Origin of the sequence: Paenibacillus sp. FSL H8-0457 (assembly GCF_038051935.1) — a bacterium.
Classification (GTDB): domain Bacteria; phylum Bacillota; class Bacilli; order Paenibacillales; family Paenibacillaceae; genus Paenibacillus_AQ; species Paenibacillus_AQ lautus_A.
Map to the genome: position 1 here is coordinate 4,829,940 of NZ_CP150293.1, position 23,512 is coordinate 4,853,451.

The following is a 23,512-nucleotide window of genomic DNA, read 5'->3' on the forward strand; positions in this document are numbered from 1 at the left end:
CTATTTGAGAGAGCCTACCATAACACCTTTCTCGAAGTACTTTTGAAAGAATGGATACATAATCAATAGCGGAAGGCTGGATATCACGATCGCCGAATATTTAATCATTTCCGAGAGCCGTTTCAGCTCCGCCATCGCAAGCTGGTCGCTGATCATGCCCGGCGCAGCCTGGTTTTGTATGAGAATCGATCTTAGAACGAGCTGCAGCGGGTGCAGCTTGGGATCGTCCAGATAGATCATGGCATCGAAGAATGCGTTCCACTGGCCTACGAAGGCATACAGCGCGAGCACGAAGATAATGGGCTTGGATAGCGGCAGAACGATCCGAACAAAGATTTTCATATCGGTAGCCCCATCCACATTGGCCGCCTCCTTCAATTCATTCGGCACCCCTTTGAAGAAAGTTCGGGACAATATGATGTTCCACACATTCACCGCGCCGGGGATGATTACGGCCCATACCGTATTGAGCATACCAAGCTCCCTTACAAGCAAATACGTAGGAATCAATCCGCCTCCGAAAAAAATGGTGATAATGAACAACGTCATGAAAAAATGGCGTCCGGCCAGCCGGTTCTCCGAAAGTGCGTATCCCGCACAGACCGATACCGTTACCGTGAGAAGGGCAAAGGCTGTCGAATAGAAAACGGCATTGCCAAATCCGCGGAGCATCGCGGGATTGGACAGAATCATCTGATATCCTTCCAGGCTCCAATCGGAGATTTTAAAAGATAGTCCTTGATTCAGCAGCACGGTGGGATCCATGAACGAGGCCACCACAATGTAAACCAATGGAACGACAACGACTAATACGGCAAGCGTTAAAAAGATCGCATTTAATGACAACAGAAAGCGGTCGAAGCGTGAATGTTTGACGGCCATGAGTATGACTCCTTTCCTAGTAGAGGCCTTCGCCTTCATTGAGTTTTCTGACAATAAAGTTCACCGTTACGAGCAAAATGACATTGATGACGGAGTTGAATAAACCAACGGCTGCGGAGTACGCATAATCGCCTGACTGTAGGCCGACCTTGTACACATAGGTAGCGATAATCTCCGAAGTAGGAAGATTCATCGAGGTTTGCATCAGATAAGCCTTTTCAAAGCCTATGGACATAATGCCCCCTGCCGCCAGTATGAAGACGATCGCCATAATCGGTCTAATCGTAGGCAGATCGATATGTCGGATGCGCTGGAGAAGGTTAGCTCCGTCCAGGCTGGCCGCGTTATGCAGCTCGGGATCCACATTCGCAAGAGCAGCCACATAGATAATGGAGGCCCATCCGGCACCCTGCCATATATCTGATAGAATATAAATCCACCTGAAGTATTCCGGCTGCGACATAAACATCAGCGGACTTCCCGTCATCCAAATGACCAATTGATTGATCGGCCCCGTCGGGGACAAGAAGATAAACAGCATCCCGACAATGACGACCACCGAGATGAAATTGGGCGCGTACAGGAACAGCTGAATATTTTTCTTGACTGCCGCTTTGCGAACCTGGTTTAACATGAGCGCAAGCAGGATCGGCACCGGGAAGCTAAAGATAAGACCAAAAAAACTCAATTTAAGCGTATTCATAAAAATGACGTCAAAGTTTGGCGAGGCGATAAATTTTTCAAAATGCTTGAGCCCGACCCACTCGCTCCCGAGGATTCCTTTAATCGGGCTGAAATCCTTAAATGCGATAACGGCACCGTACATCGGAACGTACTTGAAAATAAGGGTCAATATAAGTGCCGGAGCCAGCAGTATGTACAGAAAATAGTTTTTCTTGACGAAAGCGAGCGTTCGCCCTGCGGAGCTCCGTCCCTTGATTACCCCTGCCCCCTGATTGGCTGGTTCCACTGAATGTCTCAAACCTGTTCCCCCGTTCTTTCTAGAGAAGTTTACATATTGCTTACAGAAAAGGCTTTCATTTTTCACTTATGTTGAATGTCGCTTTTACAATTTATCAAATGATGTAACACCGGTCAATATAATTTGTAAAAATAAATTTGTGCAATTGACAATAAAATTTGTTCATTTATTTCGTCAATTTGTCATAAACACGGGTAACCCATGTCGGTCTTTTCGTAAAATTACGGACATCCACCCTTTCCACTGTTATTAGATGATGTTTTAACAAATGTAAAGGAATAGCGAAGTGGATTCCAACTTAATCTCCGCTATTTAAATGTAAAATCAATTGTGCATTTGTAAAGTTAAGGTTGCTATTTGGGCTAATCTATTATACATTTGATTTAAGATATTCAGAGGTCATTAGCAACTGGAAGAAACAGCGGACCTTCGTATGAACTTGATCATTTGAGGTGAAATCAGATACATGACGAAAGAAAAAGTCACAATTCAAGATATTGCCGATGCCCTGGGGATCTCCAGAAATACGGCATCCAAGGCTTTGAACGGGAGCGAAAGTATTCCGGACGAGACGCGCAGCAAGGTTATCCGAAAAGCGATTGAACTGAAATACAAACAGTTTGCTTTCATGGAGACGGACAATCTGCTGACCAAAAACCCGGGAAATATCGCTCTTCTGACGGCGAATCTTCCAAGCACCTCCCATTTTGGCTCGCGATTAATCAGTGGGCTTGAGAAACGAATCAGCGCGGAAGGCTATAACCTGTCCATTCATATTGTCCGGGACATTGATCGAAGCTCTCGGACACTGCCTAACAATTTTGAATCCTCCAAAGTGGATGGCATCATATGTATTGAGTTATTTGATATGGAATACAGCAGGGAGCTCACAAGTCTGGGCTTGCCTACGGTATTTATCGATTGTGCAGCTGACATGTTCTACCCGGACTTACAGGCGGATTTGCTTCTGATGGAGAATGAACACAGCACCTGCCATATGACCAAGCGGCTCATCGAGCAGGGCTACGCGTCTTTGGGATTCATCGGGGACATCCAGCACTGCAAGAGCTTTAACGAACGCTGGGTGGGATTTAATCGGGCTTTGACCGAGATGGGGATCCGGCTGGATCCGGAACAGTGTGTCCTAAACCCGGACCGTGAGTTTTTCTCCGAGTCCGACTGGATGGAGAAGCGGCTGAAACAGATGAAACCGTTGCCGTCTGCTTTTGTATGCGCCAATGATTTTATTGCGGTCAATGTGATGAAAGCCTTGAAGAATAGCCATATCGCCATCCCCGGCGACATTGCCGTATGCGGCTTCGATAATGCGCCTGAATCGCGCATCGTTGAACCCCATTTATCAACGGTACATATCTATAGCGATGAAATGGGAATTGCTGCGGCTAACATGCTGTTGTCCCGGGTGAAAGAACCGGCGCTGCCCTATCAAGTCACCCATATCCAAACCAAGCCGATTTTCAGGGCATCTACCGAAAAAACAGACTAGTTTTATCCTTGTTAAGAAAAAAGAACCGTCCTGCCGGTATTCGGCTGAACGGTTCTTTTTATTTAATGGGTTGGAGAGGCAGTGCATTCTCCCTTTAACGAATCAATAAGGCGATTCCATAGAATATCGTCCAAGCTTCCCTGCGCGAAGTTCCCGTAGGAATAGGCTCGAGGCTTTTTCCAGATCGACTCTTCCGCCGCTTACGATACAGCCGCGTTTTCTTCCAATCGCCTCCATGACCGCGACGATTTCATCCGGGTTGTCCAGATCCGTCGGGCGCTCCTTCAGGTCAAAGCGCTCGCTCATCGTTTCCCAGTAATAATTGGCGAAATATTTGATCGCAAAAAAGGCAATATCCTCTACGTTCAATATTTCCTCTTTAATCGCGCCGGTTACCGCTAAGCGGTATCCTACATTCTGATCCTCGAACTTCGGCCACAAAATACCGGGGGTATCCAGCAATTCCATCTCACCGCCGGCAACCTTGATCCACTGCTGTCCTTTCGTGACGCCCGGACGGTCTCCCGTCTCCGCGATGTTACGGCCAGCAAGCCGGTTAATCAGCGTGGATTTGCCTACATTCGGTATGCCAACAATCAACACGCGCATCGCTCGCGGGTTCATGCCCTTGGCGATTTGTTTGTCGATCTTCTCTTTCAGCAGCAGCTTAATCTGGTTCGGAATATCCTTAACGCCTGTCCCCGTGGATGCATCGACGGGAAAAGCCGTCAGCCCAGCTTCTTTAAAATAGGCCTGCCATTGCCTTGTAACCTCAGGATCGGCCAAATCGGCTTTATTCATAATAACGAGCCGCGGCTTGCCCTGCAAAATCTCGTCAATCATCGGATTTCGGCTTGAGAGCGGAAGCCTCGCATCGATCAGTTCTATAACGGCATCGATCAGCTTCAGCTTCTCCTGAATTTGACGGCGCGCTTTGGTCATATGTCCAGGAAACCATTGTATTGTCAAACGTCGTCACCTCTACTTTGCTCTGCAAACTTTCATCGTTTCTATAGCGCCATGCGGCTGGCTAATGGTTGATGAGCCCTATGTCTTTAATCGGCCAGAAAATCAAGTCTGCTCGACCGATAATATCCCCCAAAGGAACATATCCTATCATTCGGGAGTCGGTACTGTTGGAGCGGTTATCCCCCATCACGAACACATGGCCCTCCGGGACAACGCCGTCCTGAACAAACGAGTTCGGAAAATCCGTGTTATTGTATAATCGATTTTCAGCATGGGCTTGATCAATTGCTTCCTGTATGTAGGTTTCATTCACAGGTTCCCCGTTGACAAGCACTTTATCGCCTTCCACTTTAACCGTATCACCGGCAACCGCGATCACGCGTTTAATGAAATCCCTGCCCTCGTCAGGAACATGGAACACGATAACTTCGCCACGCTCGGGTTTGCGGATATCATATAAAATCTCGTTGACGATCAGCTTCTGATTCGAAACAAAGTTAGGTTCCATCGATGGTCCCTGTACAATAAACGGTTTAAAGAGAAGCCAGCGAATGAGAACGACGAGAACCAGCGCAATGAGAAGAGCCTTCAGCCATTCTACAAGCTCGTTCTTAGCCTTTTTGGCCGGTTTCCCCACGTTGGTTTCAATGGCCTCCTGGTGTTGATCTTTCTCCATAATCCACCGTCCTTCCCTGTAGATCGCTTTCGCATGATAACGATTTTTGGATATACAAAAGGGGCTTGTATATACGCACAAGCCCCTTTTACCGCCTTGTAATTAACGACGAATTTCTTTAATTCTCGCTGCTTTACCGCGCAGTTCACGAAGATAATAAAGCTTCGCACGACGCACTTTACCACGGCGAGCCACTTCGATTTTATCGATTTTAGGCGAGTTGATTGGGAAAGTTCTTTCCACACCAACACCGTAAGAAATTTTACGAACGGTAAAAGTCTCACTGATTCCGCCACCGCGACGTTTAATTACTACACCTTCAAACAACTGGATACGCTCACGAGTTCCCTCGATAACCTTAACGTGTACTTTTAAAGTATCACCAGGACGAAAGCTCGGAATATCTTTACGAAGTTGTTCTTGAGTAATCGCTTGAACGATATTCATCTATGACTCCCTCCTCTCACACAGGTGTTCTTGCATCTTCCGGAAACTCTATGTATTTCCTTCATTATCCGCAGCGGACCACCGTATTCACAACAAAAGAAATAGTAACATATTTTGCTGACTGAATCAAGTATTTTATCTTTACACCCTCATCTATAAACCCGCACAACGCTCACTGGTCTTTAAAAAACCACTTCCAGCATGAAGATCATGCCGGAAGCGGTTAGGCTGAACTTAATTTACGCTTTCTTTCGAGTCATGCAAGCCTTTGTGGCGCTTGCCATAGTATTCAAGGATGTCGTCTACCGTTTGGAATTGAACTTCAGTATGGTTTGTTTCTTCTATTTTTGCTTCCTGTTGTTGTCGATGTTCTGTCATGACAAGATGCCTCCCAGTAATCTCAAGTGTTTCTCCAGATACATATTACCCACCGAAGGAGACGATGCATCAACCATATTAAAAAAATTGACACTGAAGTATACAATATTGGGCTATGAGCCAATTCTAAAGATAGAAATTCTTGCAGCGGTTTGCGGTGCCGTTATCGATTTACTGACCGGCGATAAATTATAGAGCCCAACGGTATTACCTGCACTTAAATTGATGACGGCAGATCCTGATACCTCGGCGTTGGCTGAATTCGAGTTCATGTTCGCTGTGTTTGTCGTATTACCGTTGACAACGACTCCGAAAGTATTAGGCGCTGACGAACCCGTTTCGAGCGAAATCTGCCAGTCAAAGTAGTAGAAGCCAGCTGTCACGATGGTCAGCGTCGTGGTACCGTTAAAGGTTACACCTTGAAGTGTGCTTGTTGAAAAAGTAACCGGTGAATTGGTAGCCACATTTTGAACGACTCCATTGCTGGCATAGATCACACTACCGCCCACGAGGGTAGTAGACCCGGTTGGACCCGTCGGGCCTGCCGGACCTGTTGCACCGGTTGCTCCTGTTACCCCCGTGGCTCCCGTTGCTCCCGTTGCTCCGGTTGCTCCTGTGACTCCCATTGCCCCAGTTACTCCAGTTGCTCCCGTGGCCCCCGTCGCTCCTCTTTCTCCTGTTGCACCCGTTACACCAGTTACTCCTGTTGCTCCGGTGGCTCCTGTTACCCCGGTTGCCCCTGTTACTCCAGTTGCTCCCGTTGCTCCGGTGGCTCCTCTTTCTCCTGTTGCTCCGGTTGCTCCTGTTGCTCCTGTTGCTCCCGTGGCTCCTCTTTCCCCAGTCACACCTGTGGCTCCGGTTGCCCCTGTTACCCCGGTTGCTCCTGTTACTCCTGTTGCTCCCGTGGCCCCCGTTGCTCCTCTTTCTCCTGTTGCTCCTGTTGCTCCGGTTGCACCAGTTACTCCTGTTGCTCCCGTTGCTCCTGTTGCCCCTGTTACTCCGGTTGCTCCTGTTACCCCCGTTGCTCCTGTTGCTCCTGTTACCCCCGTTGCTCCTGTTGCACCAGTTATTCCTGTTGCTCCCGTTGCTCCGGTTGCACCAGTTACTCCTGTTGCTCCCGTGGCCCCCGTTGCTCCTCTTTCTCCGGTTGCTCCTGTTACTCCTGTCGCTCCTGTTACCCCAGTTGCTCCCGTTGCTCCTGTTGCTCCGGTTGCACCAGTTACCCCGGTTGCTCCTGTTACCCCAGTTGCTCCTGTCTCTCCGGTTGCTCCGGTTGCTCCGGTTGCTCCAGTTATTCCTGTTGCTCCCGTTGCTCCTCTTTCCCCAGTTACACCTGTTGCTCCTGTCGCTCCGGTTACTCCTGTTGCTCCTGTTGCACCTGTTTCACCTGTAGCTCCTGTTGCCCCAGTTACTCCAGTTGCTCCCGTTGCTCCTGTTGTTCCGGTTGCTCCTGTTACCCCGGCTGCTCCTGTTGCCCCAGTTGCTCCTGTTGCCCCAGTTTCTCCTGTTGCCCCTGGTACTCCAGTCGCTCCAGTTACCCCAGTTGCTCCTGTTACCCCTGTTGCTCCTGTTGCACCCGTCGCTCCCGTTGCACCAATTTCTCCTGTGGCTCCCGTGGCTCCTGTTTCACCGGTCGCTCCTGTTGCTCCCGTAGCTCCTGTTACTCCTGCCGCTCCTGTGGCTCCTGTCTCTCCGGTGGCTCCGGTTGCCCCCGTAGCTCCTGTTATTCCTGCCGCTCCTGTGGCTCCTGTCTCTCCGGTGGCTCCGGTGGCTCCTGTTACCCCGGTTGCCCCTGTTTCTCCGGTTACTCCTGTTGCTCCTGTGGCCCCCGTTGCTCCTGTTGTTCCGGTTGCTCCCCTTGCACCCGTGGCTCCTGTTTCACCCGTTGCTCCTGTTACCCCTGTTACCCCTGTTACCCCTGTTACTCCTGTTACTCCTGTCGCTCCTGTTACCCCAGTTGCTCCCGTAGCTCCTGTTACTCCTGCCGCTCCTGTGGCTCCTGTCTCTCCGGTTGCTCCGATTGTCCCCGTAGCTCCTGTTACTCCTGTTGCTCCTGTTGCTCCTGTTGCCCCAGTTTCTCCTGTTGCCCCTGTTGCCCCTGTTGCTCCTGTTGCCCCTGTTACTCCTGTTGCCCCAGTTTCTCCTGTTGCCCCTGTTACTCCTGTCGCTCCAGTTACCCCAGTTGCTCCTGTCTCTCCGGTTGCTCCCCTTGCACCCGTGGCTCCTGTTTCACCCGTTGCTCCTGTTACTCCTGTTGCTCCTGTTGCTCCTGTTACCCCCGTTGCTCCTGTTGCTCCTGTTACCCCCGTTGCTCCTGTAGCTCCCGTTACTCCTGCCGCTCCAGTAGCTCCTGTTACCCCTGTTGCTCCAGTATCTCCAGTTGCCCCTGTTGCCCCTGTTGCTCCTGTTGCACCCGTTTCACCTGTAGCTCCTGTTGATCCGGTTGCTCCTGTTACCCCGGTTGCTCCCGTTGCACCCGTTGTGCCTGTAGCTCCCGTTGCACCTGTTACTCCCGTTTCTCCTGTTGTTCCCGTTGCACCTGTTACCCCAATTGCTCCTGTTGCCCCCGTTGCTCCAGTCTCTCCAGTGGTTCCTGTTGCCCCTGTTGCACCAGTTGCACCTGTTGCTCCGGTTACCCCGGTTGCTCCCGTACCTGTCGCTCCTGCCGCTCCTGTTACTCCCGTTGCTCCGGTTGCACCCATGGCTCCTCTTTCTCCTGTTGCTCCTGTTGCTCCCGTGGCTCCTGTTGCACCCGTGGCTCCGCTTGCTCCCGTCGCTCCTGCACCCGCCGCTCCTCTTGCACCTACCGCTCCCGTCGCTCCTCTTGCACCTGCTTCACCCGTCGCCCCTCTTGCTCCCGTCGCTCCCGTTGACCCCGCAGCCCCAGGAACACCCGGTACTCCTTGGGCACCTGTTGCACCTGCGGCTCCTGTTTCACCCGTCGGTCCCGTTAGATCTTGTACATTTTCAGCGAAATCCTGCATCATCATACTTTGAACGCTCTCGGCACTTATTCTTGAAACAGATAACAAAGAAAACAACAAGCCATTCCGATCAGTTGTCGGTATATCCAAAGTCGTAACCGTTTCTCCAAGCATATTGGTATAATTCATCAATCGATCATTCACTTGCATCGGAGACGCGCCTTCCACCAGTGATGCCATTACGTCCTGGGACGCTGTCTGCAGAGCTTCCCGCTGCGCTGCAGAAGCGCCCAAACGGGATACTTGTTGATTGATATCTTCAAAAACAACTCCTAATCTATTGGCGGATTCCATCCCTGGATTCGTCACTGCGTCCGCAATATATAACGGGAGATTATCGACCAAGTTGTGTAATGGGATCAAATCCATTCTTTCTTGTGCATAACCCCATCTGTTGAGCGAACTGCTAATTTCAAGAACGGATGATCTAATCAATCTTCCTATTCCGATGCGCTCGGCATAAGAAAGGATAAGTACTGCAAAAAAGTTTATTCGATCTATAATTTCTCTGCTATTGTTCATATTAGAAATAACCAATACTTGTTCAGCGGCCATTCGGATAAATCGCTTTTCGCTTTTAGATAGTGACATATTGGAAGACAACAACATTTTTTGGATCCGTCGAACTTGTCTTTTTAGACGAATGAAGTTTTCATGTACCGGTTGCTCAATGAATATGCGGACAAGTGCTCTCAATTGGCGAAACGACCAAACCAGGCGACTCAACCAAAGCTCTCTTAACCTCGCTCGCCTGGGCGCTATTTTTCGTGAAGGCGTGCACTTCAATTTGCCGCGATTTCCTCTCCGTGGGGAATCCAATATGCTTCACTCCTCGTTCTGCTTCTCTACGACTCAGCAAACACCCATATCTGCAGACTATTCACTGGGCGAACAATAGGTTCGAATTCTTACAGTTAGCCGCAACAAAAAAAGAGAAGGCCCATTTACGAGAAGCCCTCTCTTTTCGTCATCCGTTATTCGTTTCATTTTGCCTTGCCGCTTTGGGCACGTAATTTCTCAAGATACACCATATCCTGTTTCGAAAGCTCCAGTTCCTCCAACAATTCAGGGCGTCTTTCCCATGTCCGTTTAAGCGCTTGTTCACGGCGCCATACATCGATATTCGCATGATGACCGCTTAGCAAAATATCCGGCACTTTCCAGCCGCGGAACTCCGCCGGACGTGTATAGTGCGGGTATTCCAGCAGGCCTGTACTGAATGAATCCGTCACCGCGGAGGTTTCATTCCCAAGTACACCCGGCAGCAATCGGACGACGGAATCGATGACCACCATGGCCGGCAGCTCTCCGCCGGTAAGCACGTAATCTCCGATGGATAACTCATCCGTCACGAGAAACTCGCGGATTCGTTCATCGTAACCTTCGTAATGCCCGCATATAAACACCAGATGCTCTTCTTGAGACAGCTCTTCCGCCTTCTTCTGCGTAAAAGTCTCTCCTTGAGGGCACATCAGAATGACTCGCGGAGGCTTGGCTGCGCCGGTGATTTCCGCCGAAATCTCTCCAGCAGGGTGAGCTCCCTCCCCATGATTCGAAATCTCATTCGGATCCGAAGCGAGGATGTCCTCTACCGCAGCAAAAATCGGGTCCGGTTTTAACACCATTCCGCCACCGCCGCCATATGGCGTATCGTCGACCTGCCCATGCTTGTTCCCGGCATACTGGCGGAAGTTGATGGCATTCAGGTTCACGATTTCTTTCTCGGCCGCTTTACCCAGAATGCTCGAATGGAACACGCCATCAAACATTTCGGGAAACAGCGTCAACACATCAATCCGCATGGACTATAACAACCCTTCCAAAAGATGCACGCGGACAAGCTTCGATTCCTTGTCGACATCCAGCACGACATCCGGTATGGCCGGGAGAAGAATTTCTTTTCCCTTAGGCGTTTTGACAACCCATACGTCATTGGCGCCTGGCGTCAAAATCTCGGAAATCGTGCCCAGCTCCTCAGCCGGTTCCTCATCCGTCATCACCTTGCAACCAATAATCTCGTGGAAATAGTACTCGTTCTCCGGAAGCTCCTCCTGAAGATCCTCGGTGATTTTCAGCAGCGAGCCCTTATATTTTTCAGCCTCGTTAATCCCATGAAGCTCCTTGAATTTCAGGACATACATGTTTTTATGAAAGCGGGATGTTTCGACCGTTACTTCAATCTTATTCCCTTTGTCGGGAACGATATACAGCTTGCTCTTCGCGGCAAAACGCTGGTCGGCAAAATCCGTATGCGGCATGACCTTAACTTCGCCGCGAATGCCGTGCGTGTTCACGATTTTGCCTACGGTATACAACTTTTCAGACATGGTCTTCCTCCTGCATCACTTAATGAACGTTCTAAGCTGGTATGACCGGCTGATTTCTTCAGCATGTACGAAAAAGGGCTAGGACATGCATCCTAACCCCCTTTCGTATATTTTAAGAAATGATATCAACGGTCACCCGTTTATCCATTTTAACTGCCGCCGATGTAACGACTGTACGCAATGATTTGGCGATACGCCCTTGTTTGCCTATGACCTTCCCGACATCGTCAGGATGCACGTACAGTTCATATACAATCAAGTGCTCCTTCTCAACGGTTTTCACAGTCACATCTTCTGGATGATCCACTAAAGCCTTAGCAATAACGCGAACTAATTCTTCCATAGATAACCCTCGCGATCAGTCTTATTTCTGATGCTTCAGCTCATGAAACTTCTTCATTACGCCCGCTTTGCTAAGCAAGTTGCGAACCGTGTCAGATGCTTGCGCACCATTTTGAAGCCAGTTCAGTGCTTTCTCTTCATCGATCTTAACTTCAGCCGGTTGAGCAACCGGATTGTAATAACCGATTTCCTCGATAAAACGGCCGTCACGTGGGGAACGGGAATCAGAAACCACCACGCGGTAGAAAGGAGCCTTGTGAGCACCCATGCGTTTCAGACGAATACGTACTGCCATTTGAAAATTCACCTCCTTCAAAAAATGTCCATCCGATATAACCGGGGCTTAACGGAACGGAAACTTCATGCCTTTTCCGCCGGTCAGGCCCTTCAGCTGCTTCAAAGCCTTATTCTTGCCGCCTTTAGGACCCATCATATCCGAGAACTGTTTCATCACGCGGCGCATTTCGTCAAACTGCTTGATGAGCCGGTTCACTTCAGCCAGCGAGGTTCCGCTCCCGGCCGCAATCCGTTTACGACGGTTGTGATTGATAATGTCAGGCTGCTGCTTCTCCGCCGTTGTCATGGAGTGGACGATAGCCTCGATGCGTCCCATCTGCTTCTCGTCAACCTTGAGATCCTTGGCTTGCTTCATCTTGCCCATGCCTGGAATCATATCCATCAGCTGATCCAGAGGACCGAGCTTCTTCACCTGATCCATCTGCTCCAGGAAATCCTCAAACGTAAATTCGGCATTGCGCATTTTACGTTCCATTTCCTTGGCCTTGTCCGCATCAATGTTCGATTGTGCTTTCTCGATAAGAGACAGCATATCGCCCATGCCGAGGATCCGCGATGCCATCCGTTCCGGATGGAACGGCTCGAGCGCATCAATCTTCTCCCCGAGCGCCGCAAATTTAATCGGACATCCGGTAACGGCCTTAACCGAGAGGGCAGCACCGCCTCGGGTGTCACCGTCCAGCTTTGTCAGCACGACGCCCGTGAGCGTCAGCTGCTGGTTGAAGCTTTCCGCGACATTCACCGCATCCTGACCCGTCATCGCATCAACGACAAGCAGGACTTCATCAGGATTCACCACGCTGTGGATCTGCTTCAATTCTTCCATCAGCTCTTCATCGACATGCAGCCGGCCGGCGGTATCGATAATGACGTAATCGTGGCCGTTATCTTTGGCATGCTGCAGGCCCTGCTTCGCGATTTCAACCGGGCTTGTCTTGTCTCCTAAGGAGAATACCGGCACATTGATCTGATTGCCGAGCACTTCGAGCTGCTTGATCGCAGCGGGGCGATAGATGTCGCCTGCCACGAGCAGCGGTTTGCTGTTCTGCTTCTGAAGCAGCTTAGCCAGCTTGCCCGAGGTCGTTGTCTTACCGGCACCTTGCAAACCGGCCATCATAATGACCGTCGGCGGCTTATTGCTCTTTGCCAGCTTGGCTTGGCTTCCCCCCATCAACTCCGTCAGCTCTTTGTTAACGATGTCGATGATCACCATGCCGGGCGTAAAGCTGTCCATCACTTCCTTGCCGATGGCCTTCTCTTTTACTTTGGATACGAAATCCTTAACCACTTTGAAGTTAACGTCGGCTTCCAGAAGCGCGAGTCTAACTTCACGCATGGCGGCTGTTACATCTTCTTCGGACACCTTGCCTTTACCACGAAGCTTGCTGAACACATTCTGTAGTCTGCTGGTCAATCCTTCAAACGCCATATCCGCCACCTCCGTTCATACTTAATCCCATACTTTTAATCGTTCGACCATATCGGTCATTACATGCTTATCATGTTCGTCCAGGTCGCTAGTCTCCACCATTTCCCGAAACTTATCCAGCTCTCGGACACGCGCCTCATGCTTGCTCAGGAGTCCCAGCTTCTCTTCATAAGACTCGAGCACCTGCTCTGCGCGCTTAATATGCTCATAGACGGCCTGACGACTAATCTCAAATTCGCCGGCGATTTCACCCAGGGAAAAATCGTCATGGAAATAATATTTCAAAAAGGTCTGCTGTTTCTCTGTCAGCAGCTGCTCATAGAAATCAAACAGCAAATTGATCCGGTTCGTCTTCTCGAGCCGATTCTCCTGACTCATTTAAGGGCACCCCCTCGTCAAGGAAAAACACTTTACAGTTCGCTTAACGAACCTTATCATACAAAAAACGAAGAAGGATGTCAAGCCATTTCCCTTGTCATCCTTCATCATGCGCAGATAGCCGTCTTCCCAGCGGTTCAACCGATAGGCAGAAGGTAAATCAGTATCGCAAAAAAGTGGAGAATCGAGCCCGCCAGCACAAACAAATGCCAGATGGCATGATGGTACGGGAAGCCTCTCCATACATAGAAAATGGTACCCAGCGTGTACAGCACGCCGCCAAGAACAAGCAAATTCATGCCTTGAGGCGCGACTACCGCCGTTAATGGATTCCAGGCAATGACGATCAGCCAGCCCATCGCAATGTAGAAAATCGTGGAGAGGAACAGAAACTTTTTGACAAAAAACGCTTTAAATACGACGCCGAACAGCGCAATGCCCCATACGATTCCGAAGAGACTCCAGCCCAGCGGCCCCCGGATGGCGACCAACAGGAACGGCGTATAGGTCCCCGCGATAAACAAATAAATGGAAGAGTGGTCCATAAACTCAAAGAAATCCTTGGCTTTCCCGTCCCTCAAGCCGTGAACGAGCGTTGAGCTCAAATACAGCAGAAGCATCGTGGATCCGTAGATCGTAAAGCTCACAACATGCCAGGCCGTGCCCTTCAAGCTTGAAAAAACGATCAGGAGCACCAGCGCGGCAACGCTTAACGCGGCTCCTATGCCATGCGTTATTGCGTTCGCTATCTCTTCTCTGCGCGGATAAGTGTAAGTATTGGCCATAACAGTATCCTTTCGCTTGAAATCTTATAGAGGTTCTTCAAAAAGTCATCATCTACCTTCATCCAACTGAAGCGTTTTGAATAAACGCACATCGGAAGCATAAGCTTCGGTGCTGAACACCTGACTTTTTGAACCCGACTTATACTTCATTATAAGCTCTGCCTGCATGCAAAATCCAGCGGGCCCCCATATCGGCTTCTTAGCGGTAGGAACGCGCTCCGAACACAACAAGAACCTTCTTGGAATTCGCGAACCTCCACTCTCCCTCGTTTTATATGAAAAGACAGGATTGAAAACGTCATATTTTAAGCAATATATGGGAAGCTGATAGATTCGTTCCGGCCAGGGGAAAGCTTGTAGAAATCAACCATTTTTCAGCGATTCGGCGCATTCGTCCAATTCTATGAAGCTAGCAACGCATATATTATCCCGAGTACAAAAGAAAGGAGGGAACCTCTTGGCTGTCATCATTTATCCGAGAACGATGAACTGGTCGTACATGAAACAGAGACCGCAGCAGCTTATGGCGCAATTGGGCTCGCTTGGTCATCAGGTTTTCTTCGAAAACCTGGCCCCGCTCGATAAGGAGTTCAAAGAAATTGAACCGAATGTGTATCTGTTCACCGATACCAAAACGTTTCTGCACAAAAAGCTGCCTGCCCTCCGCAAAGAACATCCCATTGTCGTCTGGACCACCTGGTCTAAGCTCCGGACTCGCATTTCCACGCTTTTCAAGCCCGATATTACGATCTACGACTGCTGTGACGAATTTCCGCATTGGGCTAAATATGAACCGAAAATGATTGATGAGGCGGACCATGTCGTGTGTACCGCAGAGGTGATCCACACCCGGTTGTCCTTGGCTTATCCGGATAAACCGCTCACCCTGATCCCGAATGGAGCTGACTCTTCATTTTTTCATATTCCATACAGCGAAAGACCCGCCGATCTCCCTCCGGGTCCTGTTGTTGCTTATATCGGAGCCTGGGCATATTGGGTGGACCATGAGCTGTTCGCTAAGGCCGCTCTTCGGTTTCCGAACGTCCAATTCGTTTCCATTGGTGCTCCTTACGGCAGCTCCGGCGATTATTCGAAGCTACCGAACGTGCATATTCTCGGGGAAAAGCCGCACCAGGAGCTGAAGCGTTACCTTACTCATATCGACGTTGCGTTGATTCCCTTCCAATACCATCCGATTACGCTCGCTACCAATCCCGTCAAAGCATACGAGTATATGGCTTCCGGCGTCCGTGTGCTGTCGACGGCACTTCCGGAATGCATTGCCATGGAGCCGCACGTCACCACAGCGACGACCCATGATGATTTCTTGGGCAAGCTGGCAGCCATGCTGGATCGCCCCGATTCAGCAGAGCATAAGCTCGCCCGCATAGCCTACGCCAGAGAGAACCGCTGGGTTGAACGCGGATTGAAAGCCGATCAAGTCATCCGGCAAGCCATCATGGACAAAAGCATGAATGCCCAGTGATCCCTTACGCCACGATCCGTACGCAGCCGTTCGGCTATAGGTCCACCGATGCCGCATCTTATCGCGAGCGGGTCATTCAGGAAGTATCAGGGACAGACCGCGAGTGGATTTTATGGAGCTGCAGCTTGTCGTTTACCCATCGGGGATCGTCGGCTCTGGTCCCAATGCCGCTTCATATACCGGACCATGTCGTCTGTATATGTATGAGCGGTGCCCCGATCTATTGGAGAAGAGCCTGGCTGCTTGCCGCCCTCGCCCGCTGGAATGACAAGCTTCCCGCTGTCAGATTTCTGCCTTATGATCTCCTGCCAGTCGATTCCAGCCTAACGTTACATCTGAAAGCTGCGCATCACCCACCGTATCAAAAGGAGCTGGAGTATATTCTCCCCATACTGTCTGCAACACGGAGGCAAGATAGCGCCGCTGGCCCCGAAGGGGCTTTATCTTCCAAACCGCCTCAGCAGCCAGAAGTCTCCATTCTCATGAGCATTTATAACATGAAGGACACTTTAGGCTGGAGCATTCGTTCCGTATTGGCGCAAACGAACGAAAACTGGGAGCTCTTAATCGGCGATGACGGCTCGGAGGACGAAAGTCTGAAGGAAGCCTGCGCTTTTCATGACGGTCGAATACGGGTGATAACACAATCGCGTAACCGAGGAAAGGCGATCATGATGAATCGCCTGCTTACGGAAGCAAAAGGTCACTATATTCTGGAATTGGATGGGGATGATTGGCTGGCACCCGAAACGGTTGCTCTCCTATCCAAGGCGCTTGACAAAAATCCGGACGGGCTGATCGCCACGGGCAGATACGGATGCTGGGAACGAACCCGGCAGCTCGGTCCGTTATGGAGAAGGAATGTTGACTCCGGCAAGCTATATTCGATATACTCTCCGTCCTTCAATCGATCGCATGAACACGGCCACCCGCTCGTTCCCCGAATGTACCGCAAATCTTCCCTGGTCGCCGTTGATGGCTGGTCGAATCGCGAGGATCGTTTCGGACGCATCTTCGAAGATATCGATGTGACCGCACGCGTTCTTAAACAAAGTTCGCCGATCTGTGTGGATACGCTGTTGTATCATCGCGTCGTTTATGGCAGCAGCACCAGCCAACGAAGCCGCAGCCTCTACGAAGCCTGGTATCAGCAAACCATGCAGGGTTAGCGATTGAAAAGGAGGTGATACGTCATGCATATTGCCGCTTCCGGCTACTATGGAATGGGAAACTTCGGCGATGATTTGTTTCTTCACACCCTTCGACAAGTATTCCACGAACACCACGTCTATCCTTGGAATTCCCGACTGGATCCCCGTCAGACGGATGCCTTTATCATCGGCGGTGGCGATTTGATTACACCTTACTCGTTCAATTCGTATTACTTCCCTCCGCAGCTCAAAGGACAGCCTACCTGGGTCTACGGCGTCGGCATCGTCGATGCCTATCCGGAACACACCTGGCCTGAGGAGCAGGTATCCGCCTACCGGGAGATGATCTCCCAGGCAAAACGCGCGGTGTTCCGGGATGAGCGATCGTCGGCCATCGCCAAGCGGGCTGGCTTTCACCGAAACGTCGAAACGGCCCCAGATATGGTATTCGGCTACCGTCAGCCCGACATCCCGGTAAAACGATTCTCGAAGCGTCCAACGATTGGCGTTGTTGTGTTTTCCTATGAATCATTTCCGATGGACAACATGACCAAACTGCTGGCACATCTTATCGCCAAAGGCTATCATGCCGTTCTTATCCCGGTCATTCATCATCCGGGCAACCCGTACTCCGATTACAACACATGCCTGCAGTTACAGCAAAAGGTAAGGGAGCTAACACCCGGCGCTTCCATTGAAACGCTGCCGTTTCTCATGGATATTGAGCTCACCTACAGTTTCATACAATCCGTGGACTATCTGATCTCGTTCAAGCTTCATCCTTCGCTGGCCGCTTTACGCGGAGGCAAACCCGTACTGGCGCTCAGCACCATGGGCAAAGTGCACAGCCTGCTGAGCTCTTTTCATCTCGGCCAATACTTTACGGATTACCGTCAGCCGCTTGATGCGCTGGTGGATAGAACCGAGAGCTTCCTTAAATACGGCCCTGGTCACGTGCAGCAGATGATGCCGCTGATCCGGGCAGCCGAGAAAAAAAGCACAGCCTCGCTCCTCGATTTAAAGAATCACATCGAAGAGCACAACCGTTGGTAATACAGAAAGGAGAATGAGTATGTGTTGCTTCCTGTTCTGCAGAAAGCTTGCCGGACGAGTAAAAAAACTAACGCGGCAGGTCGAGCTTCTAAGCCAGGAAACCAGTCAATTAACCGTTAAGGTGGAATCGCTGGAGAGCCAGGTGCTCACGGGGCTAACCATTAATCCGGAACTGACTCAGTATTTCGAAGTCCGCACCGGTCAACAGGTTAGAGTAAGCACAACGTTTGTCACCTTGGAGGGGATCGTTTTGGCCACCGCCGAAGACGGCGTTCAGCTTCGTGAAGCATCCGGTGACCTTGTGCTGATTCCATTCGCCAATATTACTTCCGTTCAGTAATCCCGCTTAGGGATGCTGAAGATCAGCTCCAAACTTTCATTTACGGCAAGGAGGTTAACCGATATGCGCTACGTGGATTGGCTTCAAGGATTTATCGGCTCGGAAACCGAAGTAACCGTGTCGGGAGATGTCATCATCGGCACGCTGAACAAAGTGGGCGAGGGAACCATCACCTTAAAAGTACCGCCGATCATATATGGCCCGCCAACCGATACCGCCATCATCCCGCTTCGCTCGATTGAATTCGTTCGAATCGTCTCTTCATAAGAATATGTATGCATGGCTCTTGGACCTAACAGAACATGAAAAAGGACCGAAAGTATATCTTTCGGTCCTATCTTATACATATTCGACTATGCATGTTCTAGTCTTGTTGTTCTACAGCATTCTCTTCTTCTTTAATCAAACCCGCAAAGAGAGCATGCACAAACTGCTCCGAATCGAAGGTCTGGAGATCACCCATCTTCTCTCCCAAGCCCACCAGCTTCACCGGCAAATTCAGCTCTTGACGGATCGCGATGACGATTCCGCCCTTAGCCGTACCATCGAGCTTGGTTAACACGAGGCCGGTCACGCCACTCTTCTCGCCGAACAGCTTCGCCTGGCTCAGCGCATTCTGTCCCGTCGTCGCGTCAAGGACCATCAGCACCTCGTGCGGGGCACTTGGAATTTCGCGTTGAATGACGCGGAAGATTTTGTTCAGCTCTTCCATCAGATTCGTTTTGTTCTGAAGGCGTCCCGCCGTATCGCAGAGCAGGACATCCGCCTGCCGCTGCTTGGCAGCTTGAACCGCATCAAACATGACGGCTGCCGGGTCTGAGCCGGGCTGCTGTTTAATGACTTCAACGCCAACCCGCTCTCCCCATACCTCCAGCTGCTCGATCGCACCGGCCCGGAAGGTGTCTCCCGCTGCGAGCAAAACCTTCTTGCCCTCCTGCTTGTAACGATGCGCCAGCTTGCCAATCGTTGTTGTTTTGCCGACTCCGTTAACGCCCACGAACAAGATGACCGTAATACCGTCCGGATTCTCCCGCAGCTCGTTGCTGCTGTCATCCCGGAGAAGTCCCATCAGCTTCTCGGACAATACCGGCTGCAAATCGGCAGCGTCCTCGATCCGCCGTTTTTTCACCTCGGCACGAAGATCGTCCATCAGATCCATCACCGTATTGACGCCGACGTCTGCGCCAATCAGAATCTCCTCCAATTCCTCGTAGAACTCCTCATCGATCTTTTTCCGGCGAATCACCAGGTCCGATACTTTCTCGATAAACCCCTTCCGGGTTTTCTCCAATCCGTCGCGGAACTGTTTTGTTACGTTTTCCGTTTTGCTGGAAATGCTCTCTTTTAACCTCTTAAAAAAGCTCATACGTACCCTCCATGTCGTTATGTTAAATTAAGCAATCTCCGCTTCCTCATTCTCAAGCTTGACGGATACCAGCTTCGACACGCCGCCTTCCTCCATCGTGACGCCGTACAGCACGTCCGCCTCTTCCATCGTTCCTTTGCGGTGGGTGACCACAATAAACTGCGTTTGTTCAGAGAATTCGCGCAGATACTGGGCAAACCGTACCACGTTCGCTTCATCTAGCGCCGCTTCGACTTCATCAAGCACGCAGAACGGAACCGGCTTCACCTGCAAAATGGCAAACAACAGCGCCATAGCCGTTAATGCGCGTTCTCCGCCTGAGAGAAGCTGCAGATTCTGCAGCTTCTTGCCTGGAGGCTGGGCGACGATATCGATCCCCGTCTCAAGCAAACGTTCCGGATCGATCAGGATCAAGTCGGCTCGTCCTCCTCCGAACAGCTTCGTAAACACCGTGCCGAACTCGCGCCGGATGGCATCGAAGGTCTGCTTGAAGCGCTTGGACATTTCATCGTCCATTTCCTTAATGACTTGGTAGAGCGTCGTTTTCGCTTCTACCAGATCCGCCTTCTGCTCGCTCAGGAAGAGGTATCTCTCATTGACGCGCTGGTATTCTTCTATGGCCCCAAGATTGACGTCCCCCAGGGAAGTGATCGACCGCTTCAAATCACGCACTTCGTTCTGAGCGGTCGTGATGTCTTCCGGAATCGGATACCGCTGCTTGGCAAGCTCGTAGCTCAGCTCATAGTCCTCGCTTAACTTCTTCAATATATTTTCAAGCTCGACATCGAGCCGGTTTACCCCAATCTCGGTCTGGCGCAGCTGATCATCCACGGACCGCAGCTGGGTGCGCTGTTCCTTGGTTTCGCTCTCTTCCAGCTCCAGCTTCCGGCTTAGCGCGCTGCGTGCCGCCCGTTTGAATTCAAGCTGCTGCGTGGCTTCTTCCTTCTTCAGCTTGTACTGGTTCAGATCCTCGATCTGCTTCACGCTCTCGCTTTCGTTCTGACTTAGGTCTGCTTGAACGGAGGCCAGCATCGTGCGGTTCTGCTTCTGTTCCTTTTCATGGTTGTCCACATCCGACTGAAGGCGCTTGAGCTGCTCCTCCAGCGAGAAGGTTTCCTGATCCAGCTTTCCTTCGCGAACCTTGAGGTTCGTCAGCTGACTCTGAAGCTCTTCCTTCGCCGATTCATTGGCTTTCCGGGCAAACTCTGCAGCTTGGATGGCCAGATGGGTCGATTTCTCTTCCTCCTCCAGCTCAGACAGCAGCTTCTGCGCGCGTTCACGGCTTTGCTGAATTTCCTTGGCTTCCTTCTCTTGACTGCTCTTCTCTTCGCCTGCCAGCTCGGCTTGCTCGAGGACGTGCCGCAGCTCATGCTCAAGCTGCTTGCGGTCGCCCGCAGCCTGCTGTTCCTCGATCCGTTTGTCGTCTCCGGCTTTGCGAAGCTCGTCCAGCTTATCCTGAGATTCAATCATTTGATTCCGAACGCCTTCAATGCCCTGCTGGAGTTTCTCCAGCTGCTTCTCGGTTTCCGAAATTTCCTGATCGAGCTGCTCCAGTTGCCGTTTGCGCCCCAGCAGGCTGTTTGTTTTCTTATGCTGACTGCCACCTGTCATGGAGCCGCCTGCATTGACGACGTCTCCCTCTAGGGTGACTACTCGGAATCGATAGGAGAATCTAGCCGCAATCTTATTCGCTTGCTCCAGGGTCTCGGCGATAACGACATTGCCAAGCAGACTGCCGACGATGTTGCTGTATCTGGAATCATACTTCACCAGCTCGGAGCCAAACCCTACGAACCCGGCCTCCCCTTCCGCCAAGTGCCGGTCGGATGCCGATACGTTCCTTGGACGAATAACGTCCAAAGGCAGAAATGTCGCACGGCCTAACTGGCGCTGCTTCAGGAAGGAAATCGCCTGCCTCGACACGGATTCGTTCTCCATGACGATATGCTGAACCGACGCGCCAAGGGCGGTCTCCATCGCAAGCTCGAGCTTTTCCGGCACGCGAATAAGCTCGGCCACCGCACCATGGACGCCATGGAGCACGGATTTGCGCGAAGCCTTCAGCACTTCCTTAACGCCCAGCATAAATCCGTCAAAATCGTCCTGAAGCTCTTTCATGGTATCGCGCCGTGAAATTTGCGCTTCCCGCTTCTGCTCCCATTTCCGAAGGGCTCCCTGCGTCTCCTCCTGCAGTTTCTGCAGGGATTGATACCGCTCGCTTTCGCTGATGTAACCGCTGCGAAGGTCCGCAATTTCTTTGCCGAAACGTTCAATGCTTCGATCGATGCTATCTTTGCGACGAAGCAGATCTTCTTTCAGGGCTTCCCATTTGCCGGATTCCTCCTGCGCGCGGTTCATCCGCCGGTCGAGCGCTTCCTGCTGCTGGTCCGCATACCGGATTTCATTCCGCGCCTGCGCCATTTGGTTCATAAGCTCCAGCAAATTCCCCTTCAAGCTCTCTTCCTGCTGCTGGCTGATACCGCCGGTTACGCCAACCAGCTTCGCTTCTTCCGCCGACAGCTGATCCCGAACCTGGGTAAGCTCCTGCTGCAGATCCTGCAGCTTGCTCTTCATTCTCGCGAGCTCGCCTACTCGCTCTTCCAGACGATGATCGCCCGAGTGCAAGCTTTCTTCCAGCTGCTCGCGCGTACGTTCCAGGTTGCGGCGGCGTTCCTTGAGCACCTCGCCATAACCCTCGCTCTTCTCGAACAGCTCACTGAATTGAAGCAGCTGACTTTGCAGATCCTCAACTTCCTGCTCCAGCTGGCGAAGGGCCGATCGGTCACTCTCCAGCTTGGCATCATGCGCGGATACTACGGTGGATAAGGCAAGCTGCTCTTCCTTCAGCTGTTCAAGCTTGGCATTAGCCTCGCTCCATGAGGTATGTATCTGTTCGATCTGATACACATACAGCGAAATTTCCTTGTGCTTCAGCTCCTCCCGGAGCTCCTTGTAGCGAATCGCCTTCTCGGACTGCTCTTTGAGTGGTCCGATCTGATCCTCCAGCTCGGTGACCAAATCATGGATGCGAAGCAGATTTTGCTCCGTTTCATCCAGCTTGCGCACAGACTCTTTTTTACGAGACTTATATTTAACGATCCCGGAAGCTTCCTCAAAAATCCCCCGGCGATCTTCTGATCGTGTACTCAGAATTTCTTCAATGCGGCCTTGTCCAATGATGGAATAGGCTTCTTTGCCGATCCCGGTGTCCATGAACAGCTCTGTTATATCTTTCAACCGGCAGGACTGCCTGTTAATGAAATACTCGCTGTCCCCGCTGCGGTGCACCCGTCTGGTTACGGTCACCTCGTTAAAATCCAGCGGCAGCACATGGTCCTCATTGTCCAGCGTAAGGGAAACCTCCCCATAATTGACCGCTTTACGCGCATCGCTTCCCGCAAAGATAATGTCCTCCATCTTGCCTCCGCGGAGGGATTTAGCGCTTTGCTCGCCAAGCACCCAGCGGATCCCGTCGGAAATATTGCTCTTGCCGCTGCCATTCGGACCTACAACGGCCGTGATTCCCCGGACAAACTCCATCTCCGTCTTGTCGGCAAACGATTTAAATCCTGCTAACTCGATCCGTTTCAAAAACATATTCGAACTATCACCTCTCCTGCTATTGTACCACAAGTAGAATCGGCTTCACCGCCGTCTTTGGACGAGGCCCATCAACGTTATAAGCAGCTGTCCCCTTTAACAAAAGACAGACAACGAAAAGAGCAAAAAACAG

General features: G+C 51.1%; 22 protein-coding genes. 6 read left to right on the top strand and 16 right to left on the bottom strand.

Features of this window, described 5'->3' with window-relative positions:
• Positions 1 to 882 (bottom strand): carbohydrate ABC transporter permease, encoded by an 882-nt coding sequence (locus MHI43_RS21415; RefSeq protein WP_036663954.1) that lies wholly within the window; start codon positions 880 to 882, stop codon positions 1 to 3.
• Between the two features lie 16 nt (positions 883 to 898).
• A complete protein-coding gene (locus MHI43_RS21420; RefSeq protein ID WP_085982522.1) occupies positions 899 to 1,822 on the bottom strand; it encodes an ABC transporter permease subunit in 924 nt (307 codons plus the stop codon).
• 508 nt (positions 1,823 to 2,330) lie between these two features.
• Between MHI43_RS21420 and MHI43_RS21425 the strand changes: the two genes are divergently transcribed.
• A complete protein-coding gene (locus MHI43_RS21425) occupies positions 2,331 to 3,371 on the top strand; it encodes a LacI family DNA-binding transcriptional regulator (protein WP_015736352.1) in 1,041 nt (346 codons plus the stop codon).
• 102 nt (positions 3,372 to 3,473) lie between these two features.
• On the opposite strand, the gene ylqF is transcribed toward MHI43_RS21425, so the two are convergent.
• The 12 genes from ylqF to MHI43_RS21485 form a co-directional block, all read right to left on the bottom strand.
• Positions 3,474 to 4,340, bottom strand: a complete 867-nt coding sequence (ylqF, locus tag MHI43_RS21430; protein WP_015736353.1) for a ribosome biogenesis GTPase YlqF — start codon at positions 4,338 to 4,340, stop codon at positions 3,474 to 3,476.
• 61 nt (positions 4,341 to 4,401) lie between these two features.
• Positions 4,402 to 5,016 (bottom strand): signal peptidase I, encoded by a 615-nt coding sequence (gene lepB / locus MHI43_RS21435; RefSeq protein ID WP_036663956.1) that lies wholly within the window; start codon positions 5,014 to 5,016, stop codon positions 4,402 to 4,404.
• Positions 5,017 to 5,118: 102 nt separating this feature from the next.
• Positions 5,119 to 5,463: a 50S ribosomal protein L19 gene (gene rplS / locus MHI43_RS21440; RefSeq protein WP_015736355.1), complete on the bottom strand. Its 345-nt coding sequence runs from the start codon at positions 5,461 to 5,463 to the stop codon at positions 5,119 to 5,121.
• A 234-nt stretch (positions 5,464 to 5,697) separates the two neighbouring features.
• The gene (locus MHI43_RS21445; RefSeq protein WP_162939111.1) at positions 5,698 to 5,841 is read right to left on the bottom strand and encodes a hypothetical protein; all 144 of its coding nucleotides are present in this window, start codon (positions 5,839 to 5,841) and stop codon (positions 5,698 to 5,700) included.
• A gap of 113 nt (positions 5,842 to 5,954) precedes the next feature.
• Complete coding sequence (locus MHI43_RS21450) at positions 5,955 to 9,644, bottom strand: collagen-like repeat preface domain-containing protein (protein ID WP_341283161.1); 3,690 nt, start codon at positions 9,642 to 9,644, stop codon at positions 5,955 to 5,957.
• Between the two features lie 164 nt (positions 9,645 to 9,808).
• Positions 9,809 to 10,627 carry a tRNA (guanosine(37)-N1)-methyltransferase TrmD gene (trmD, locus tag MHI43_RS21455; protein WP_036663959.1) on the bottom strand — a complete coding sequence of 273 codons (819 nt, stop codon included), beginning with the start codon at positions 10,625 to 10,627 and terminating at the stop codon, positions 9,809 to 9,811.
• A gap of 3 nt (positions 10,628 to 10,630) precedes the next feature.
• On the bottom strand, positions 10,631 to 11,152 hold the full coding sequence (rimM, locus tag MHI43_RS21460; protein WP_036663962.1) for a ribosome maturation factor RimM: 522 nt from the start codon (positions 11,150 to 11,152) through the stop codon (positions 10,631 to 10,633).
• Between the two features lie 112 nt (positions 11,153 to 11,264).
• Positions 11,265 to 11,495 carry a KH domain-containing protein gene (locus tag MHI43_RS21465; RefSeq protein WP_006211360.1) on the bottom strand — a complete coding sequence of 77 codons (231 nt, stop codon included), beginning with the start codon at positions 11,493 to 11,495 and terminating at the stop codon, positions 11,265 to 11,267.
• A gap of 21 nt (positions 11,496 to 11,516) precedes the next feature.
• The gene (gene rpsP / locus MHI43_RS21470) at positions 11,517 to 11,789 is read right to left on the bottom strand and encodes a 30S ribosomal protein S16 (protein WP_006211361.1); all 273 of its coding nucleotides are present in this window, start codon (positions 11,787 to 11,789) and stop codon (positions 11,517 to 11,519) included.
• Between the two features lie 48 nt (positions 11,790 to 11,837).
• The gene (gene ffh / locus MHI43_RS21475) at positions 11,838 to 13,220 is read right to left on the bottom strand and encodes a signal recognition particle protein (protein WP_015736360.1); all 1,383 of its coding nucleotides are present in this window, start codon (positions 13,218 to 13,220) and stop codon (positions 11,838 to 11,840) included.
• Positions 13,221 to 13,241: 21 nt separating this feature from the next.
• Positions 13,242 to 13,598 carry a putative DNA-binding protein gene (locus MHI43_RS21480; RefSeq protein ID WP_009594991.1) on the bottom strand — a complete coding sequence of 119 codons (357 nt, stop codon included), beginning with the start codon at positions 13,596 to 13,598 and terminating at the stop codon, positions 13,242 to 13,244.
• A gap of 137 nt (positions 13,599 to 13,735) precedes the next feature.
• Positions 13,736 to 14,383, bottom strand: a complete 648-nt coding sequence (locus MHI43_RS21485; RefSeq protein ID WP_015736361.1) for a hemolysin III family protein — start codon at positions 14,381 to 14,383, stop codon at positions 13,736 to 13,738.
• A gap of 457 nt (positions 14,384 to 14,840) precedes the next feature.
• On the opposite strand from MHI43_RS21485, the gene MHI43_RS21490 reads away from it, so the two are divergent.
• From MHI43_RS21490 to MHI43_RS21510, 5 genes are all read left to right on the top strand, one after another.
• Positions 14,841 to 15,869, top strand: a complete 1,029-nt coding sequence (locus tag MHI43_RS21490; RefSeq protein WP_015736362.1) for a glycosyltransferase — start codon at positions 14,841 to 14,843, stop codon at positions 15,867 to 15,869.
• Positions 15,866 to 17,038, top strand: a complete 1,173-nt coding sequence (locus tag MHI43_RS21495; protein WP_036663968.1) for a glycosyltransferase family 2 protein — start codon at positions 15,866 to 15,868, stop codon at positions 17,036 to 17,038. The genes MHI43_RS21490 and MHI43_RS21495 overlap by 4 nt, the downstream gene beginning before the upstream one ends.
• A 24-nt stretch (positions 17,039 to 17,062) precedes the next feature.
• A complete protein-coding gene (locus tag MHI43_RS21500; RefSeq protein WP_015736364.1) occupies positions 17,063 to 18,073 on the top strand; it encodes a polysaccharide pyruvyl transferase family protein in 1,011 nt (336 codons plus the stop codon).
• A gap of 13 nt (positions 18,074 to 18,086) precedes the next feature.
• Positions 18,087 to 18,413: a hypothetical protein gene (locus tag MHI43_RS21505; protein WP_260871388.1), complete on the top strand. Its 327-nt coding sequence runs from the start codon at positions 18,087 to 18,089 to the stop codon at positions 18,411 to 18,413.
• A gap of 63 nt (positions 18,414 to 18,476) precedes the next feature.
• Positions 18,477 to 18,680, top strand: a complete 204-nt coding sequence (locus MHI43_RS21510) for a hypothetical protein (protein WP_015736366.1) — start codon at positions 18,477 to 18,479, stop codon at positions 18,678 to 18,680.
• 97 nt (positions 18,681 to 18,777) lie between these two features.
• On the opposite strand, the gene ftsY is transcribed toward MHI43_RS21510, so the two are convergent.
• Both ftsY and smc read right to left on the bottom strand, forming a co-directional pair.
• Entirely contained in the window at positions 18,778 to 19,779 is a 1,002-nt protein-coding gene (ftsY, locus tag MHI43_RS21515; protein WP_015736367.1) for a signal recognition particle-docking protein FtsY, read from the bottom strand.
• 27 nt (positions 19,780 to 19,806) lie between these two features.
• Positions 19,807 to 23,376 (bottom strand): chromosome segregation protein SMC, encoded by a 3,570-nt coding sequence (gene smc, locus MHI43_RS21520; protein WP_015736368.1) that lies wholly within the window; start codon positions 23,374 to 23,376, stop codon positions 19,807 to 19,809.
• Positions 23,377 to 23,512: the final 136 nt, after the last annotated feature.